The organism is Nonomuraea sp. NPDC049750 (genome assembly GCF_040659625.1).
Taxonomy (GTDB): domain Bacteria; phylum Actinomycetota; class Actinomycetes; order Streptosporangiales; family Streptosporangiaceae; genus Nonomuraea.
The window spans coordinates 141258-157384 of record NZ_JBFANB010000013.1; the positions used below are offsets into that span (position 1 = coordinate 141258).

Annotated in this window: 14 protein-coding genes and 2 pseudogenes; 9 read left to right on the forward strand and 7 right to left on the reverse strand. The window is 59.6% G+C overall.

The window, feature by feature from the left end; translation table 11 throughout:
- Positions 1 to 7: 7 nt before the first annotated feature.
- A complete protein-coding gene (locus tag AB0J16_RS30625; RefSeq protein ID WP_358545528.1) occupies positions 8 to 217 on the forward strand; it encodes a DUF397 domain-containing protein in 210 nt (69 codons plus the stop codon).
- 211 nt (positions 218 to 428) lie between these two features.
- On the opposite strand, the gene AB0J16_RS30630 is transcribed toward AB0J16_RS30625, so the two are convergent.
- Positions 429 to 1085 carry an Eco29kI family restriction endonuclease gene (locus tag AB0J16_RS30630; RefSeq protein ID WP_358545530.1) on the reverse strand — a complete coding sequence of 219 codons (657 nt, stop codon included), beginning with the start codon at positions 1083 to 1085 and terminating at the stop codon, positions 429 to 431.
- 245 nt (positions 1086 to 1330) lie between these two features.
- On the opposite strand from AB0J16_RS30630, the gene dcm reads away from it, so the two are divergent.
- The 5 genes from dcm to AB0J16_RS30655 all read left to right on the forward strand — a co-directional run bounded on the left by dcm (position 1331) and on the right by AB0J16_RS30655 (position 8439).
- Positions 1331 to 2680: a DNA (cytosine-5-)-methyltransferase gene (dcm, locus tag AB0J16_RS30635; protein ID WP_358545532.1), complete on the forward strand. Its 1350-nt coding sequence runs from the start codon at positions 1331 to 1333 to the stop codon at positions 2678 to 2680.
- Between the two features lie 4 nt (positions 2681 to 2684).
- The gene (locus AB0J16_RS30640) at positions 2685 to 3482 is read left to right on the forward strand and encodes a very short patch repair endonuclease (protein WP_358545533.1); all 798 of its coding nucleotides are present in this window, start codon (positions 2685 to 2687) and stop codon (positions 3480 to 3482) included.
- A gap of 324 nt (positions 3483 to 3806) precedes the next feature.
- Entirely contained in the window at positions 3807 to 6176 is a 2370-nt protein-coding gene (locus AB0J16_RS30645) for an ATP-binding protein (protein ID WP_358545535.1), read from the forward strand.
- Complete coding sequence (locus AB0J16_RS30650; RefSeq protein WP_358545537.1) at positions 6173 to 7843, forward strand: DEAD/DEAH box helicase family protein; 1671 nt, start codon at positions 6173 to 6175, stop codon at positions 7841 to 7843. The genes AB0J16_RS30645 and AB0J16_RS30650 overlap by 4 nt, the downstream gene beginning before the upstream one ends.
- Positions 7840 to 8439 (forward strand): hypothetical protein, encoded by a 600-nt coding sequence (locus tag AB0J16_RS30655; protein WP_358545539.1) that lies wholly within the window; start codon positions 7840 to 7842, stop codon positions 8437 to 8439. Before AB0J16_RS30650 ends, AB0J16_RS30655 begins: the two co-directional genes overlap by 4 nt.
- A 243-nt stretch (positions 8440 to 8682) precedes the next feature.
- On the opposite strand, the gene AB0J16_RS30660 is transcribed toward AB0J16_RS30655, so the two are convergent.
- Together AB0J16_RS30660 and AB0J16_RS30665 are read right to left on the reverse strand one after the other, a co-directional pair.
- A complete protein-coding gene (locus AB0J16_RS30660; RefSeq protein WP_358545781.1) occupies positions 8683 to 8826 on the reverse strand; it encodes a hypothetical protein in 144 nt (47 codons plus the stop codon).
- Positions 8760 to 9179 (reverse strand): annotated as a pseudogene (locus tag AB0J16_RS30665) (transposase); the annotation flags it as partial. The gene AB0J16_RS30660 and the pseudogene AB0J16_RS30665, both read right to left, overlap by 67 nt.
- Positions 9180 to 9591: 412 nt before the next feature.
- On the opposite strand from AB0J16_RS30665, the gene AB0J16_RS30670 reads away from it, so the two are divergent.
- Entirely contained in the window at positions 9592 to 11253 is a 1662-nt protein-coding gene (locus AB0J16_RS30670; protein ID WP_358545541.1) for a DUF262 domain-containing protein, read from the forward strand.
- Positions 11254 to 11295: 42 nt separating this feature from the next.
- Here the strand turns inward: AB0J16_RS30670 and AB0J16_RS30675 are convergent.
- The 3 genes and pseudogenes from AB0J16_RS30675 to AB0J16_RS30685 all read right to left on the reverse strand — a co-directional run.
- Positions 11296 to 11799, reverse strand: a pseudogene (locus AB0J16_RS30675) (transposase); the annotation flags it as partial.
- Positions 11800 to 11993: 194 nt separating this feature from the next.
- Positions 11994 to 12293, reverse strand: a complete 300-nt coding sequence (locus AB0J16_RS30680; protein ID WP_358545543.1) for a helix-turn-helix domain-containing protein — start codon at positions 12291 to 12293, stop codon at positions 11994 to 11996.
- Between the two features lie 228 nt (positions 12294 to 12521).
- The gene (locus tag AB0J16_RS30685; protein ID WP_358545545.1) at positions 12522 to 12776 is read right to left on the reverse strand and encodes a winged helix-turn-helix domain-containing protein; all 255 of its coding nucleotides are present in this window, start codon (positions 12774 to 12776) and stop codon (positions 12522 to 12524) included.
- Positions 12777 to 13135: 359 nt separating this feature from the next.
- Here AB0J16_RS30685 and AB0J16_RS30690 point away from each other — a divergent pair, with 359 nt between their 5' ends.
- Positions 13136 to 13426, forward strand: coding sequence for a hypothetical protein (locus tag AB0J16_RS30690; protein ID WP_358545546.1), 291 nt, complete (start codon positions 13136 to 13138; stop codon positions 13424 to 13426).
- Between the two features lie 550 nt (positions 13427 to 13976).
- Here AB0J16_RS30690 and AB0J16_RS30695 read toward each other — a convergent pair.
- The gene (locus AB0J16_RS30695) at positions 13977 to 14786 is read right to left on the reverse strand and encodes a DUF6551 family protein (RefSeq protein ID WP_358545547.1); all 810 of its coding nucleotides are present in this window, start codon (positions 14784 to 14786) and stop codon (positions 13977 to 13979) included.
- 1041 nt (positions 14787 to 15827) lie between these two features.
- Here AB0J16_RS30695 and AB0J16_RS30700 point away from each other — a divergent pair.
- Complete coding sequence (locus tag AB0J16_RS30700) at positions 15828 to 16094, forward strand: hypothetical protein (RefSeq protein WP_358545549.1); 267 nt, start codon at positions 15828 to 15830, stop codon at positions 16092 to 16094.
- Positions 16095 to 16127: the final 33 nt, after the last annotated feature.

Consider the following 16127-nt stretch of genomic DNA (forward strand, 5'->3'; position numbering starts at 1 on the left):
CCCGATCATGACCACCCCCGAAATCTCCTGGCACATCAGCAGCTTCAGCGCCGATGGCGGCGGCAACTGCGTCGAGGCCGGGCCACTTAATGACGGAACGGGTCGGGTGGCCGTCCGGCACAGCAAGCTCCAAGGCGACGCGATCATCTACACCAAGGCGGAGTGGCACGCGTTCCTGGCCGGGGTTCGGGCGGGAGAGTTCGACTTCTTCGATTAGCAGTCATCCAACTCGAACTTCTCAGCCGCGCTGAAACCTTTGGTCTACAGGTCGAGGGCGTCTTTGATCTCGCCCGGAACGCGCATGGTCTTGCCCTGGGCAGCACCAGTGCCGTACGCCTCCGAACAAACTCCCTCTCTAGCGGTCATCGCAACACCCCCGCCCGTGGGGTTGCGGCCCTAGTGGCAATAAGTCGGCGTGGTAACTAAAATCAGCCCGCATCGATATCATGAAGCGTCTCGGCTGTTGGGTGTGGCCAGGCGAGCGAATAATAGTTGGTGATCTGTTGCTCGATATGAGCTTTGGCCTCCGTGATCAGCGCGTCGATGTCATGGACCACTCCGCCGTGAGTGCGCCTCCGGCCGTCGTGGACCGTGTCCCATTTGCTCTTCTTGCTCCGGCGGGTGGTAGACCCCTGCTCCTTGCTACCGAAGCCTGTGAGCTTACTGTTCCAGATCGGTTGGTATCCGACGCGCAGACTGTTCTCGCCTAGATCGGCGTGCACGTCTGGCAGCAGCAAGGCGCGGAACCGGAACTCCCCTATAGGGAGGCCACCCTCCATGATCGAGAGTCGGTGTTGCTTTAGCCGGCTATGCAGAGGAAAGCGCTCTCGGACCCTCTCCCCAGTCGCGCTGTTACTAGAAAGCGCTTGACCTGCATAGACAGGAACCTGCAAGCGGGCTAGCGGCAGGTAGAGATCTACGCTGGCGCCCCGGTAGTACAACGCATACAGCCCTGAGCCATCGAAGCGAGGGATCTCATGCGTCATGGAGACCAGCGGTTGACGTTCGAAGTTTTCGCAGATGGTAACTGAGATCTGCTCAGTTGACAGCGGGTCGAACGACGCGGGCGTGTACTCGGAGGGCATAGCTTCCTGATCTTTGGGGGGCTTCGGCCCAGGTCACTGGGACAACGGCGGAGCTCTGCATTGGGCGCTTGGGACATCAGCCGGGTGGTGTTGCTCGTCGAAGGCGAGGCTCGTCCGAGACCATCTCCACTGAGGACGTTTGGCCCGACTTTGATCAACATGGACCCTACGTTCTCGCCCGCTTTTGGGCCACTCGTTCGAGTAAAATGCTTCCAAGATCGCCAACTCCGCGGTATGGTTCTCGCATGGTTGAGCAGCCGCAAGAGACACGAGAACCGCGTACCAGTGTCGAGCTGTTTGCGGGCGGGGGCGGCCTTGCCATGGCAGTTCACCAAGCGGGTTTCCGTCCACTTCTGTTCAACGAGCTCAACACCCGCGCCTGCGAGACGCTGGTGGCCAGCGCCAAGAAGACCCTCGGGGTCGACGGCATGGTGCGAACTGACAAGACGCGGCCTGAGCCGCCCAAGCCAGGTATGCCTGCTCCTCTATACGCGGATGATGTACGCAAGCTCAACATGAGCGCCCTAGAGGGCAAGGTAGACGTCTTGGCGGGAGGCCCGCCCTGCCAGCCGTTCAGCGCGGGCGGGGTCGCCAAGGGCGATGAGGACAAGCGCAACATGTTCCCCGCCGTGTTCAAGGCCGTTCGCGAGATTCGACCGAAAGCTGTTATCTGCGAGAACGTGCGAGGCTTGTTGCGGCCGTCCTTCGCGGACTACTTCCAATACATCCAGAACGAACTGCGACTCCCGTTCGAGAAGCGAGACGACGAGGTGAGGTGGCAGGAACATAACAATCATCTGACGAGCATCCTCGCGACGCTCTCCGATGACGACACAGATCCTGACCACTACAAGGTCGTGATGGTGCCGGTCAACGCGGCTAACTACGGCGTTCCTCAGGTGCGCAACCGCGTCGTTATCGTCGCCTTCAGAGCCGACCTTGGCGTCGATGTCGAGGCATTCGAGAAGTACGTCAAGACTCCGAAATTCTCCGAAGACGCCCTGTTCCGCTCCATGCGTGACGAGGACGGCCCGTACTGGCAACGCCATCAGGTGCCAGATCATGTGCGCGAGCGGGTACGGGCCCGCCTTCCCAGGGTGATCAAGGAGGACGACTGCCAGCCTTGGCGCACGTTGCGTGACGCGGTTCAGGGCTATGGCACAGACGTCAAGCTGCCGGCGCTGCCGACAGTGGATCTGGACCGACTCGACGAGAAGTTCAACTTCGGGAAAGAAATCGAGGTCACCGACCACATTGGCTGGCCGGGTGCTCGGATATACAAGGGCCACACCCCGAACGAACTTGACCGGCCAGCCAAAACGGTTAAAGCTGGCGTACACGGTGTGCCAGGTGGCGAGTCGGTAATGCTGTTGGACACTAGGTATCGTGATCCTCAATTTCTTGATGGGTGGACCTACCGGCACCGTTACATGACCGTTCGCGAGACGGCGCGTGTGATGACCTTCCCCGACGAGTGGCTCGGTGCCGGCCCGCGGGGTGAGCAGATGCGGCAGTTGGGCAACGCGGTTCCGGTCGTCCTAGGTGAGTTCTTCGCTAACGCCGTCGCCGACGCACTCGCAGCCGCAGGACACTGACATCATGGCGCGGAAAGGCGACGAGAGACACTGGAAGAGACGACTCCCTGCGGAGCGCGCGTACAAGCGTCGCGCTGGTGCAGTGGCGCCATCTGTAGAGCAGGACCGTGCCGCTGGCGGTCGTAACCGCCGCAGCGTCGCCCTTAGTGACGGCCGGTTCGCACGGGCCTCGATCACGCTTCGGTTGTATAAACGCACACGGCGCATCCGCGCATACCTACGCTGGTCGCAGAACGGCACGACAGAGGAAAAATACGTCTGCGAGGTTGAGTACGATTCCCGTCGCGAGAACCTTGTCGAGGCATGGCGACAGGCTTGGGCGCAGGGATTCTTGGCTGAAGAGCTCCTACCAGCCGAGTCAACAGCTTCTTCACCAGAGGTCCGTGCCTCCATGCGGGGTAACCGCGGCAAGGATACGGAGCCGGAACTGGCTCTTCGCAGACTGCTCTATCAGCGCGGCCTGCGCTACCGGGTCAATGCCCAACCGCTCGCTGAGATTCGACGCAAGGCGGACGTAGTCTTTCCTGCCGATCGAGTCGCGGTCTTTGTGGACGGCTGCTTCTGGCACGGATGCCCGGAGCACTATCGTCCCGCGACGAGGAACGCGGAGTTCTGGCGTGAAAAGATCGAAGGCAATAGGGCCCGAGACGTGGAGACCAGCGAGCAACTGCTGGCAGCTGGCTGGACGGTAATCCGGATCTGGGAGCATGAAGACCCTGCCGTGGCAGCGGACAAGGTCGGACACTTGATCAGACGACTGAGGTCGGACGTTGCGGTGACTGTTACAGCATCCGTTCATTGAGGCGACGCTCCCTCCGGCAGGCCCTGCCAGAGGGTTGATTCGTAACCCCTGAGTACGAGTGGCTAACGCGGCCGTGATCGACGATGGAGGGACCACGGCTGTCACGCGCACACGCAGACCCGGCCTTGTGCGGAAAGGGTGGTTTCAGCACTGCGATGTGCCGCATCCACCGCCGTGATGTGAAGCCGAGCGTAGATGTCGTTGGATGCCTCTAGGCTTCCCCTTGCGCGCGCTGATACCCCATGCGTCAGAGCGTTGAGAGACGCCCTCGAAGGGCCTCCGGCGTGCCCGCGCGCGAGCTGAGAGCAGGAGGCCGCCCGCACCATGAAGATCACTCCTTCCGCACGTGTACTCCGCATGCTGGGCGAGATCGAGTTCGACGAATGGCAGTGCATCGCGGAGCTCATCGACAACGCTTTCGACGACTTCACCGAGATCCACCGAGTAGGTATCCCCTGGGCCGGAGGCTTCCGCGTAAGCGTGCGGCTCCCTGACTCGGTCAGTGGCGAGCTGGTGATCGAGGACACTGGACGCGGCATGACTTATGAGCGTCTTGAGCGTGCTGTGCGCGCGGGGTGGTCGGGCAACGACATGCACGACAAGCTCGGGCTTTTCGGCATGGGGTTCAACGTGTCTACAGCCAGGCTGGGTCGACGCACCCGCGTACTGACCACGCGTCAAGGAGATCCCGAGTGGATCGGCGTGGAGATTGACCTCGACCGCATCCGAGATGACTTCGAAGCCGAGGACATCGTCGAGCCTAAGACTGACCCAAACGAGCACGGCACCCGCATCGTCATCAGTAGGTTGAACGCTGGTCGGGCCCAGTGGCTTCGCAAGAATGGCGCAGCTCTGCGCAACATCCTCGGTGGCGTGTACTCCTGGCTGCTGGAAAACCGCCCGTTCGAGCTGTGGATCGCAGGGATTCAGGTCAAGCCGGTACGGCACTGCCGGTGGGCCAACGACCGCTCTGTGCTCTACAACAGCAAGGAACAAATCCCAGCCTACATCGAGATCAACGAGAAACTTGAAGACGGCCTCGCCTGCTCCGATTGCGGACAGTGGCAGCTGCCTGGTAGAGAAACGTGCGAGGACTGTGGCAGTGATCGGCTTAGCATCCGCGAACGCCGAGTACACGGGTGGCTCGGGATCCAGCGGTACCTGCACAAACAGGAATATGGCATCGACTTTCTCCGTAACGGCCGCAAGATTCTGCGGTGGGACAAACGGCTATTTACTTGGAGCAATCCCGATGGCGGTGTCGGCAACGAAGAACCCGAGTACCCCGTGGAGCTAGCCCACCAAGGGGGCCGCATTATCGGTGAAATCCATCTTGACCATGTTCCGGTCGGATATCAAAAAAACGCCTTCGAGTACGGAGATCGCAGCTGGCGTTCCGCCGTGGAGATTCTGCGCGGCGTCGGCCCGCTGCTGCCTCAGAGGGCAGCCGCCCTCCAGTACCCGGAAAACACAAGCCCGCTAGCCCGATTGGTGAAGGGCTATCGTCGCAACGACGCCGGCGAGCGTTACCTCATACCCGGGGATGGCCGGAAGCCGATACACGACGATACCCGCCGATGGGGCCTGGAGTTCCACAAAGGGATCGCCGCCTACCAGCCGGACGAGCGTTGGTGGCAGGCAGTACTGGACCACGAGACCGCCAAACGGAACGGTAAGCAGGAAAAGGCCGCTACCAGCACGCCGGACAAGCCTGATGAAGCAGCTGTGCTCGAAGCGCTTGGCCTGGACGAGGCGGAGGACCTGGTGAGCAGTGCGTCACCCGAACCGCCCACACAGCCCTCGGCGCAGACCGCCCCACCAACGGTGAACGTACCTGCCACTCCGGCTACGCAGGAAAGACGGGAGAAAGAGACACGGCAAGAACGAATCACCCGCTATACCGAGAACTCCACGATGTACCCGGCGCTGAGCCGCCCTCTCGGCCACCCACGTATCGGTTACGTAGATATAGAAGCCCGCCGGCTTGCTAATGGCCCACTCCTCGACGACAGCCTTAATCCAACCCCGGTCCTGCTTGATCAGCGTCGTGGTATGTCCTTCGTCGCCTTTTTCGACCTCGGGCATGAGGTCTTTCAGAAGTTCGGCACCGATCCTGTCGACTTGCTGATCGTGGAAGCCGCCGTCTTGCTTAAAGTCCAGGCTGACTGTAACTGGAGCCACTCCCAGCTCATCTCCGCTATCCGTGCCGAGTCCTTGCCAGCCACCGCGCTTGACGCTCAACTGATCAGCGCCGAAGCGCAGGAACTGCTGGCCGAGATCCGCCGGCGCATGGCGACGGAGCTCGATCGCGCTGGCGAGCCCGAGCGCGCATTCCAGTACCTGTCCCCAGACGAGCTCACGGCCACTGAGACCGCCATGATCGCAAATGGGAAGATTACCAGGACTATCGACCTGGGCACGAGCGGCGAGTTCTTGCTGCATGTACCCCCGCTCTTCCTAGTCCATCTGCTGGAGTCATGGCCGGAAGCGTTCATGGATGGTCGCGTGTTTCAGGGGCTGTACAACGGGGTCTCCTCTCGAGGAGCTCAACGGCTCAGCCTCGCGCGAACTGCCGGCTATCTCTCTGATGTTGCCACTCAAGCCAGCTACACCGCCGCCAGCCTTCCGAACCAACTGCTACGCACGAGGTTGAGTATCCGCCTGCTGTCCGACGAACTTGCGGAGGAACGGTGAGTGCAGCCTTCCTGATGATGGACGAACTCCTGCGAGGAGGCCCTTCCAGACTTCCCCATGCTGTTGAGCGAGCACTGTGGCACCTTGGATTCAACGACGTCCGCGTTATCGACGGAGCCGGCGACAATGGCGCGGATCTCCTGGCAGTACGTGACCGGGAGCAATGGGTCTTCCAATGCAAGTGGAAGGCGAGCGGCAAGGTTGACCGGACCGGGATCGATGACCTCGAGCGCGCCCGAGCCCGGTACCGTGCGGACAAGTCCGTACTGGTCACCAACACGGATATCAATCGAACCGCTGAGGAACGGCGTCGAGCTCTCAAAGGTGTAGGCATCCCCATCACCGTTTGGCACGGAGCCACCCTGGCCGAGATAGGCGACCGAATGCCCCGAACCGTGCCTGCCCAGTACGCATTGCGTCCCTACCAGTCGGCTGCTGCGGACGCTCTCACTCGCGATCTCCGCGCGAAGGGAACCGCTCTGCTCGTTCTGGCCACCGGGCTCGGGAAGACGGTCGTCGGCGGGGAGGTCATCAGTCGTCACCTCACCATCGACCCCGAGGCCAGAATTCTTGTTGTTGCCCACATGAAGGACTTGGTTGAGCAGTTGGAAAAGGCGATGTGGCGGCACATCCCGAAGGGCATCCCCACTCGCCTGCTCACCGGCGACAGCAGACCTCAGGATCTTGATGGTGTGCTCGTCGGCACTGTCGAGTCCGTCCTCGGGGCCGCGCGCCTAGGCTACCGCCCCAACCTCATCATGATCGATGAGACTCACCACGTAGCAGAGACTGGCAGGTTCGCGGAATTGCTGGACCTGTGCGGGGCTGCGGAACAGTTGGGCGTCACCGCGACACCATGGCGGGGCGACAAGTTCGACATCACATCACGCTTTGGCGAACCGAGTTTCAAGATGGGTATTGCCGAGGGGATGGCCGCTGGGTACTTGTCCGCCGTTGACTACCGGCTCTATGTAGACAACATCGACTGGGATGTCGTCAAGGACGCCAGTGTTCATGGGTATTCGATCAAGGACCTCAACCGATCTCTATTCTTGCCACAACGCGACGAGGAGGTCGTCGAGCATTTCCGCGAGGCATGGCGGACGACACCAGACCCACGCGCCATCATCTTCTGTCAGACCATCGAACACGCGGAGCACATGGCCAAGTTGTTCGCCAGCGCGGACTCCGCGTGGAGCCGCGCCTCTTTTCTGCACAGCGGACTACCACGGCAACGTCGGCAGATCCTCCTCAACGAGTTCCGGCTCGGCCGCGTTCCGCTGATCACATGCGTCGACGTCTTTAATGAGGGCGTCGACGTCCCAGACGTCAACCTGATCGCGTTTCTGCGGGTCACCCATAGTCGACGTATTTTCGTCCAGCAGCTCGGCCGAGGACTGCGCCTGAGCCCCGGCAAGAAGGCTCTTCGCGTCCTCGACTTCGTCACCGACATCAGGCGCGTTGCCGCCACCTTGGATTTGCGCCGCTCACTCGAGGCTGAGGAGACCGAGCACCTTAGGGTACGAATGCCCCAAGCCAGCCGAATCGAGTTCAGCGACGAGACTGTCGGTAGCCTCATGGATCACTGGATCCGGGACGCCGCCGACTTGGAGACCGCAGCGGACGAGGTTCGCCTCCAGTTCCCTCTCACGACAGGAATCCAATGACCGCCTACTCCCTCCCCACGGACCTCGAAGAAGACATCGTCCGCCTCCTCTATGGGCAGGCAGCCGAGGTCAACTGGACGTATCTCCCTGACGGTGAGCGCACGAGGCTGTACCAGCAGTGGACGGCCGACCCGGAGATCGGCGGCCGGTTACTTCCGTTCGTCGGCACCTCCGAGAACGTCCGCCCGTGGATCAAAGACGGGCCGATGAAGGAGTACACCCGCGCGACGTACGGCGTGGGCAAGTACGCGCCGTTGGTCGCCAAGCCCACCACCAGCGTAGAGATGCTTGTGGAAAAAGCACTTGGAGCGGGTTGGTCGGTCGACCTGGAGTCTCTCGATATCAAACCCCTCAAGGTCGTCATCCGGCGGGAGGACGATGAAGAGGTGGAGCAACGTTTCACATGGGGACCTGTAAGGGATTTCAAACACCTCGCTTGGGCGGCAATTACGGCCCAAGCGGACGGGGATCCTCTGCCATGGGTGATCTGCGCGGTCGACTCCTTCGTGCGTCGGGTTACGTCTGCGCAGAAGGCGACCCACGAGCGGATAGCTCAGCGCCTAAGCCTGACTGTCGCACATGTGACAGATGGGTGACACCTCAGTCCGCCTGGGCAACGACAGTGACACAGGAATTCGGTTGGGGGCCGATTCGCAGCCGGCATCCTTGGGAGTGCAGTGGCGGTGCGGTAGCCCGTCTGGTGATTCAGCCTCGGTTTGCTCTCCTGAACCTGCAGGTGGGACAGTAACGCCCTCCCTCACACCCCTGCACCTCGGTCCGGCCTTGCGCGGCGAACTCCCTGACAGGTTCACGACGGGCTAGAGGGTGTCTGAAAAGGGTCAGGGTGAGCGGCCGCTGTGGCGGTGCAGCAGGATCATGCACATTGCGAGGTAGATGACGTTCTCGGAGGTAGCTGTCAGGTATTCGTAGTCTTTGGCCAGGCGGCGATAGTTGCCCAGCCCAGCGGAGGTGCGCTCGACCACCCACCGGCGGGGCACGCGGGCGAACCGCAGGATCTGTCGCGGCGGGTATCTTCGCTGGCCCAGGTGGCGCGGAATCCGCCATCACGCCGCACGACGATCTGCAGGGTCACGCCCAACAGCTCCAGGATCCAGCCGATGAAGTCTTGCCCGCGATAGCTCTGTTCGACCCAGACACGCTTCAGCCGTCGCAGGATCTCGCCAGCGCGGGAAAGGAGCACGACCGCGCCGTCACGATCGTTGACGCTCGCGGGGCTGACGCAGGCGGTGAGCACGGTGCCGAGCGTGTTGACCAGCCGGTGCCGTTTGACCCCTCGGACCTTCTTGCCGCCGTCGTAGCCGTGCAGGCCGCCGCGGTCGGTGGCCCGGACGCTCTAGCTGTCGATGATGGCGGCGCTGGGGTGGGGTCATGGCCTCCACCGATGCGATCGCCTTCGCGTAAGCGTGCCAGGATCTGTTCCCAGCGGCCTTCGATCCGCCAGGTGCGCTAATAGTGGTAGACCGTCCGCCACGGCGGCAGGTCGTGGGGCAGTCGCCAGGAGCAGCCTGCCCGCATCTTACCTACTAAACCTAATATTTCGTACATAGAGGCAAGTTTCACTTGTAGAAGTACTATACGGACATAAGCATGACTATGTTGCAGACGTGGTATAAGATCGAGCCGTTGTGTAGATGTTAGGTCTCCTGCGAACGGAGTTGAGGATGGTCAGCGCGTACGATGCGGATCCAATATTCGAGACTCAACACCCCCAACTATCGAATCTCGTAATGCGAATCAAGACAGGAGACTTGGCTCTCCCTGACTTCCAGCGGAATTTCGTTTGGGAACCCCAAAAGACCGTCGAATTACTGCGCTCTATTGTTTCTCGCTACCCAGTCGGGACTTTGCTTTTTTGGAAGCAGAACAGAGACGAGCCAGCTTTTGCTCATCGACCTTTCGAAGAAGCACCGAAAACTGGCCGAGCGCCTGCCGAACTTGTCTTAGATGGCCAGCAGCGTTTAACTAGCCTCTATCAGGCCCTCACCGGCACTGGCGATGAACGATACTTCTTCAAGCTCGACGAATTTGTAGATAAAAGCAACGTGCGAGTGTTTGACGTTCACGAGATTGACTTCGAGAAAGCCATCCACATAGAGCCGATCATTAAGAAGAAGGTTCAGGATTCACTGTTTGATCAGCGAGACTCTTATTTTGGCGTCTCTGACGTCGAAAAATTCGACGAATGGCTCGATATCTACGCAGAGAGACAGGCAGGTGGAGATCCCGCCAGCGAAAAGCGAGTCAAGCAACTCTATCGCGAGGTTCGCGATAGATATTTAATTCCGTTGCGCTCGTACGGGTTCCCTCTAGTCAGCCTGCCAGAATCGACGCCACTCGAAGCCGTATGCACCATTTTCGAGACACTGAACAGAACAGGGAAGCCCCTTGGCGTCTTCGAGCTCCTAACAGCACGATTCTATCCAAAAGGCGTAAATCTGCGAGATCTCTGGCAGGACGCCCAGGATAGTTACTCTGTTCTTAAGGAATTCAAGATAGACCCTTATAGTGTTCTACAGACTATCTGCCTCAGAGCACACGGGTCCGCCCAGCGTGCGGATGTGCTCAAGAAGCTTACTGCTGAAGACATAGATTCCAACTGGGTTGCGGTCATTAAAGGATTCGTTGGCTCGCTTGACCTACTTGAAGCCGACTGTGGTGTTCTTTCCCCCCGCTGGCTCCCATACTCAATGATCCTTGTTCCCATGGCCGCCGTGTGGCCCGAAATCCAAATGCTCAAACCTTTGGAAAGAAGTGGTCCGCGAGATAGACTTCAGCAATACTTTTGGTGCACTGTCTTTACTGGCAATTTCGATCAAGGCGCCAACAGCCAGGCAGGGGCCGACTACGCAAAGCTCAAGGCTTGGCTGACGAATGAAATGGCTCTTGCACCGGAGGCGATTTCCGAATTCAATGTCACCGCCTCATCAATCCGCGCCGCTACAACCCGCCGCAAAGCTTTGTATACTGGAGTACTTTGCCTATCTGTCACAGCAAAGGCGCAGGACTTTCACACGGGCCAGACTATGACACGCACCAGAGTGAACGAAGCCAAGATCGATTCTCACCACATATTTCCGAAAGCACAGCTCATGCGAAGCGGTTCCGAGGAATCAACCGAGTTGATCCTTAATCGTGCACTTATTGATGCTGACACTAATCGCATTATTCGTGATAAGGCTCCACAGGCTTACCTGTCGGAAATGAAGGATGTTCATGGCGGTGAAAAGCTTGAATCGGTGATGACCTCCCATGCCATCCCTTATGGACAAGAGAGCGCCCTGGAGATGAATGACTACGAGCGCTTTCTCAATGAGAGATTGGCGCTTCTAATTGAATTAATAGAAGGTGTCACCAAAAAGAAAGTAATACGCGATGATGTTCAGGACTAGCTGCCTTACGCATCTCATACATAGATTTAATTCGTAGAGTTACTAAGCAGAAACTGGACTACTGGACCGTAGCTCGGTCACCGGTGACGTGATGTAGAGCAGGTCTCGATCCCGGAAGAAGCTGCGGACAATCTCGGGTGTTACTTGAAGTCGGGCGACGACTCGCTCGATCCTGTCGGTCAACTCATCCACGGACTGCGCGGCCAACCCGATCGTGCTTAATATTTTCCAGACCCACTCATCGGGATTGGGCTCCGGAGAGTACGGCGACAGGAAGAAGATACTCAGTCGCCCCTTGGTGGACTTCACGAAAGCTTTCGTCTCTGCTGACCGGTGCGCCGGATGCCCATCGAGGATCAGAAAAATCTTTCCTGGCAGTTCGCGGAGCAGCGTCTTCAGGTAGTCGATGAAGGCCGCGGAATCGATGGTGCCGATGAAGGAGAAGTGCAGCTTGCCTTGCGTGTTCACTACGGAAATCATGTTGACCGAGTGCCGCTGACCAGCGCTGCGGACGATCGGAGTATCGCCGACCGGCCCCCAGGTCGTGCCCGATGATGGTTGGTGCCCACACTCACCTCATCCAGGAAGTAGATGCCGGCGCCCTGGTTGATGGCCTGCGCGCGGATCTTCGGATACTCCTCCTCTTTCCACCGGCGCCCCCGTTCGGGATTTTGCTCATACGCGCAGACCAGAGGCTTTTGTGGTTACAAATCCAGCCGTGCCAGCAGGTTTCCCACCCACTACGGGGTGAATTCCACGCCGAACTTCCGTTTGATCAACTCGGCGCCCATCGTGCGTCCACAGCCCAAAGTCGAATTGCAGTTGGCGGGGTCGCGTCCGATGATCCCGCCGCGTAGCTGTGCTAGTTGCTGTTCGTTCAGCGCTGGTACAGGTCTCGGCGGCATCTTCACCGCCAGTGCGGCCGGGCCGCCCTCCTCACGCAACTTGAGCCAGCCGACTATCGTCGATCTGCCCACACCGAATATGGCGGCTGCGCCATCGACGTGCATGCCGTTGTCGATGGCGATGAGTACGAGCATCCGGGTGTGCTGGAGGTCTCGCCGGGGACTCGCTTACCTGACTCTCTTGTCACACTGATAAATATTTAAGTTACTCAATGTCAGTGTCCGGCGAACGGTCTAACTGGTCCAGTAATCCAATTTCCATCAGCAATTAAAAATCGGCGTGTCTACCCCTGGCACGATCAATGACAAGCCTGAATGGATAACATCGTCACGATCGAGGGCGCGGTTGCGGCAGCTGTGGCATCAGGACTGCTCAAGTGAGTTCTCACGGGGCGCCACGAAAGTTCCGCGGCCCTGGATCGCGATGACGAAGCCCTCCTCGCGCAAGATGCCGATGGCCTTCCTGACGGTGTCGCGGCCCACTTCGTGCTCGTGCATCAACCTCTGCTCGGTCGGGATCGGCCGGTTGGGCGGGAGTGTGCCGTCCGCGATCTTTGTCCGCAGCAGGTCCGCGAGCTGGCGATAGAGCGGTACCGGCCCCTCATGGTCGATCGTCATGAACATAGACCGTAAATGTCCGCATCCGTGGCCCATCACTCGCCCACATTTGCGGTCAGAGGCAGACGTTTGCAGACGTTTGCTTTAACCTGGGCCTGCAAGACCTTCAAGGGAGTCGGGCCCGTCCTCGCGACCCAAACGCCAAGACGGGCCCTTGATCGGACACGGGAGGTCCGACCCATAGGTAACCTAATCACAGACCTACGATTTGGGTCCTGCCTGACAGCCGAGATCCAAGCCGTACTCGAGAAGCACGGCTACCGGCTGCTTCCAGGCGGCGATCACATCCGCGGACTCGTCATGGCTCGCGTCGACATCGCGCTCAAGAACCTCGTCGAGATCTTCGAGGGGCGGACTTGATGACATGGTGGGATGAGATCCCCGACTTCCATGGCCCGCACGTCGCGCCTCCACAGCCGGGCCATGTCAAGCTGACCTGGTACGAACCGACCCAGCGGGCTCAGCGTATCCGCGTGGTCTCACACACCTGCGAGTGCCGCCGAATGACGTACGAATTGTGCGCCGCCGCCGGCCAGGGCTTCGTCCGCCGTACGAACCGAGAGAAGGGCACCGTCCACGAGACGGCGTGGACGTTGAACGCAGTCGCCAAACGTACCTTCGATCAGATTCTCCAAGGCGAGGCCCGGTGAGAGCAGCGCGGCGGACGCCTCCCTGGGCTCGTCCGCCGCGTCTGCGGAAACGAAGTGCGAGTTCTTGATCGGGACTAATCCGGAATTCGTGCTCAGGGTGCAGCCCGGCTCTCGGCCTCCAAGATCGAGTCCCGCCCCTCTGTCAAGAGGTGCACCACCGTCCCCCTGACCCGTCTTTGCCAAAGCGAGGGTCCCAATCCACCCTGACTCTCGCTCGCATGGTCCTGCACGCCGAACGATCGAAGGAGGAGCCACAAGAGATGAAGACCTTTACGGTGACCATCGCCGGTGCTGAACGATTCGACGGAGAGGCGCCCTACACCTGGGTTGTGGGGGCATCCGACATGACGAGCGCCATGAAAGGCCCTGGCCTACCACGCGCTTTCGCAAGAGCAGCGATCGTCCCTCATGCAACGTTCCATGCTCCGCCGCTGAGCACGAAAACTCATTATAACAGGGTGAAAGCACGATAACGCCCGAATCGGGCATAGCGACCGTCTGTAAAGCAGGGCCGGTCCGGGCGCGCGGCTGTGCCGGCGTTTTGATCAAATTAGCCGACGCGGTTGGGGGCGCTTCGCCCCTTGTTCCAGCTCTCAACGACCATCTGGTAGCACTGGCTCTCTCGCGATCCGGTGCCACTGTTGTTGTAGCCGCCGTTCGAGGCTCGGGTCAAAGCTTCAGAGCGCCAGCGCGCCGCCAAGCCCCGCTTGAGCATCTTCTTCGCGAGTTCATCGTCGTCAACGCTGGAACCGTGGCGACCGAGGAACATGGCTACGCCGCCCAGGATCACGCCGTCCCAGGACTCCTTGTCCCTGCCCCAGGCCGTCTCTACCACCTTGAGGGTTCGGTGCAGGATCAACGGTCCATGCTGCCTCGTGATGCGCAGCACGGCCGATACTGCGCCCACACTATTCGTCGAGCTCGCACCTAGACCAAGGCCATGGCTCTGGAGTACCTGGTCGACGCTCACGCAGAGAGCGTCTCCGGCGGTCAGACCGACCTTGTACTCGTCCAGCGTGCTGACCTTCGCTGACTCTCGGTTCTTGATGAGAAAGAGAGTCGCTTCCTCCTGCTGAATGAGGCCATAGTGAATTTCTGCCTTGATCGTCCGAAGGCCCCTGATCTTGCAGGCCTCAGTGCGGTGCATGCCATCGACGATGTACCGGTTACCGTCAGCGCGCTCAGAGACCACGATTGAGCCAAGAGCGTCCACGATCAGGCCATCAGCGATGCCCTGCGCTCGCTTTACGTTAAGTCCGCGCTGCGCATCGTCATCGATCTTCAGGGAGTCGATTTCGACCTCGACGCCATATTCGACGCGGTGATCCGGGAGCGCGTACTGAAAACGAGACTTGACCATTGGGGAAACCCTCCATATCTGATGTTGGCTCGAGCTATGGTTGGGGAGGTTCGTGAGGCGCTTCCAGTGGATGAGGAACGCACTTGAGAAACTCGTTCACGACCCCTTCGCTCGTCGTTGACACCGTCCTGCGGCGTCTCCGTTCCGCTTGTCTCAACGCAAAACTGGCAGAATTGCTGTCCTCGACGGCCAGTCATCCAACGCCATCCACTCTGATCCGCTATAGACCGAGCAGCACCGCCAGTACAACCAGGCCAGACACCGCAACCCATGCCAGTAGTTTGTACTTCCATTCAGTTGCGGGGTTCAGGGCAACGCCTACCCCAACTGTCGCGAGAGCACCCCGGAGCTTCCAAGGCTTGAGGCTCATATCTGATGACCTCTCGGGACGGTTTCTCAATCGGACGGCCGTCCTGTGCCTATTCTCAACACCTATCAGGCCTGTGGCAGGCACTCTAACTACGATCTCAATTTTGCACAACCAGGAACTTCCGTAGCCATTGCCTCGGACGCTTAACAGGTACAGAACGTCGGCCATATCAGACCAGGTCAACGGCATATTTCGGGCGGCGAGCGCGTCACGTCGACCAGCAATACCACGAGGAGCACTTTTCGCAGACCGGTGGCATGAAACGCCGTATATTTGTATACGACAGACGCTAATGCATAAAACCGGCACGAGGCGACCAGAGATCAGCGGCGGAAACGTTCCGATCTGCCCAATACGCAACATGTACGACACTCGTGACAGGGAACGAACAGGACGCAATCTTATAAATCGGGATCAAATGCTCTTCGAGATGATGATTTGATAACAAAGAAGTAACGGAGAAGCTCTTGAGCGGCATGTGCATGCCTCAGTGGTGGCATATGCCACAAACAACCCTCTTCGATCGCCTGCTATCGGCCCCTGGCGAGTACGACAGCTGAAGCGGACCCCGCCCGCATTCAGTGCCCTATCTTCGCCAGAGCAAGGGTCCCGATCGCCTGAACGCTCGCCGCATGGTGCTGCACACCTAAGGACCTAAGGAGCCACAAGAGATGAAGACCTTCACGGTGACCATCGCCGGTACTGAACGATTCGACGGAGAGGCGCCCTACACCTGGGTTGTGAAGGCGTCTGACGTGATGAGCGCCATGAACAAGGCCCTGGCCTACCACGCGCTTTCGCAAGAGCAGCGATTGTGTGACCTGGAAATTGATCCTCTGCAAACGTTCGAGGGCCTGCCCCCTGAGGACTGCGAATATCACTGGAACGACCTACGGCTTGCAGCTCTCGAAGCGGGCGGCGCCGATGGGCAAGATTGAGTGCGTGATCAGGCCGTTGCCTCAATGGTGAGA

Bases quoted from the DNA above. Each gene is read 5' to 3' on its own strand.
- AB0J16_RS30690 (WP_358545546.1), top strand. From the start codon at position 13,136: ATGACATGGTGGGATGAGATCCCCGACTTCCATGGCCCGCACGTCGCG.
- AB0J16_RS30655 (WP_358545539.1), top strand. From the start codon at position 7,840: ATGACCGCCTACTCCCTCCCCACGGACCTCGAAGAAGACATCGTCCGC.
- AB0J16_RS30700 (WP_358545549.1), top strand. From the start codon at position 15,828: ATGAAGACCTTCACGGTGACCATCGCCGGTACTGAACGATTCGACGGA.
- AB0J16_RS30640 (WP_358545533.1), top strand. From the start codon at position 2,685: ATGGCGCGGAAAGGCGACGAGAGACACTGGAAGAGACGACTCCCTGCG.
- AB0J16_RS30645 (WP_358545535.1), top strand. From the start codon at position 3,807: ATGAAGATCACTCCTTCCGCACGTGTACTCCGCATGCTGGGCGAGATC.
- AB0J16_RS30685 (WP_358545545.1), bottom strand. From the start codon at position 12,776: ATGACGATCGACCATGAGGGGCCGGTACCGCTCTATCGCCAGCTCGCG.
- AB0J16_RS30625 (WP_358545528.1), top strand. From the start codon at position 8: ATGACCACCCCCGAAATCTCCTGGCACATCAGCAGCTTCAGCGCCGAT.
- AB0J16_RS30630 (WP_358545530.1), bottom strand. From the start codon at position 1,085: ATGCCCTCCGAGTACACGCCCGCGTCGTTCGACCCGCTGTCAACTGAG.
- AB0J16_RS30670 (WP_358545541.1), top strand. From the start codon at position 9,592: ATGCGAATCAAGACAGGAGACTTGGCTCTCCCTGACTTCCAGCGGAAT.
- AB0J16_RS30695 (WP_358545547.1), bottom strand. From the start codon at position 14,786: ATGGTCAAGTCTCGTTTTCAGTACGCGCTCCCGGATCACCGCGTCGAA.
- AB0J16_RS30680 (WP_358545543.1), bottom strand. From the start codon at position 12,293: ATGCTCGTACTCATCGCCATCGACAACGGCATGCACGTCGATGGCGCA.
- dcm (WP_358545532.1), top strand. From the start codon at position 1,331: ATGGTTGAGCAGCCGCAAGAGACACGAGAACCGCGTACCAGTGTCGAG.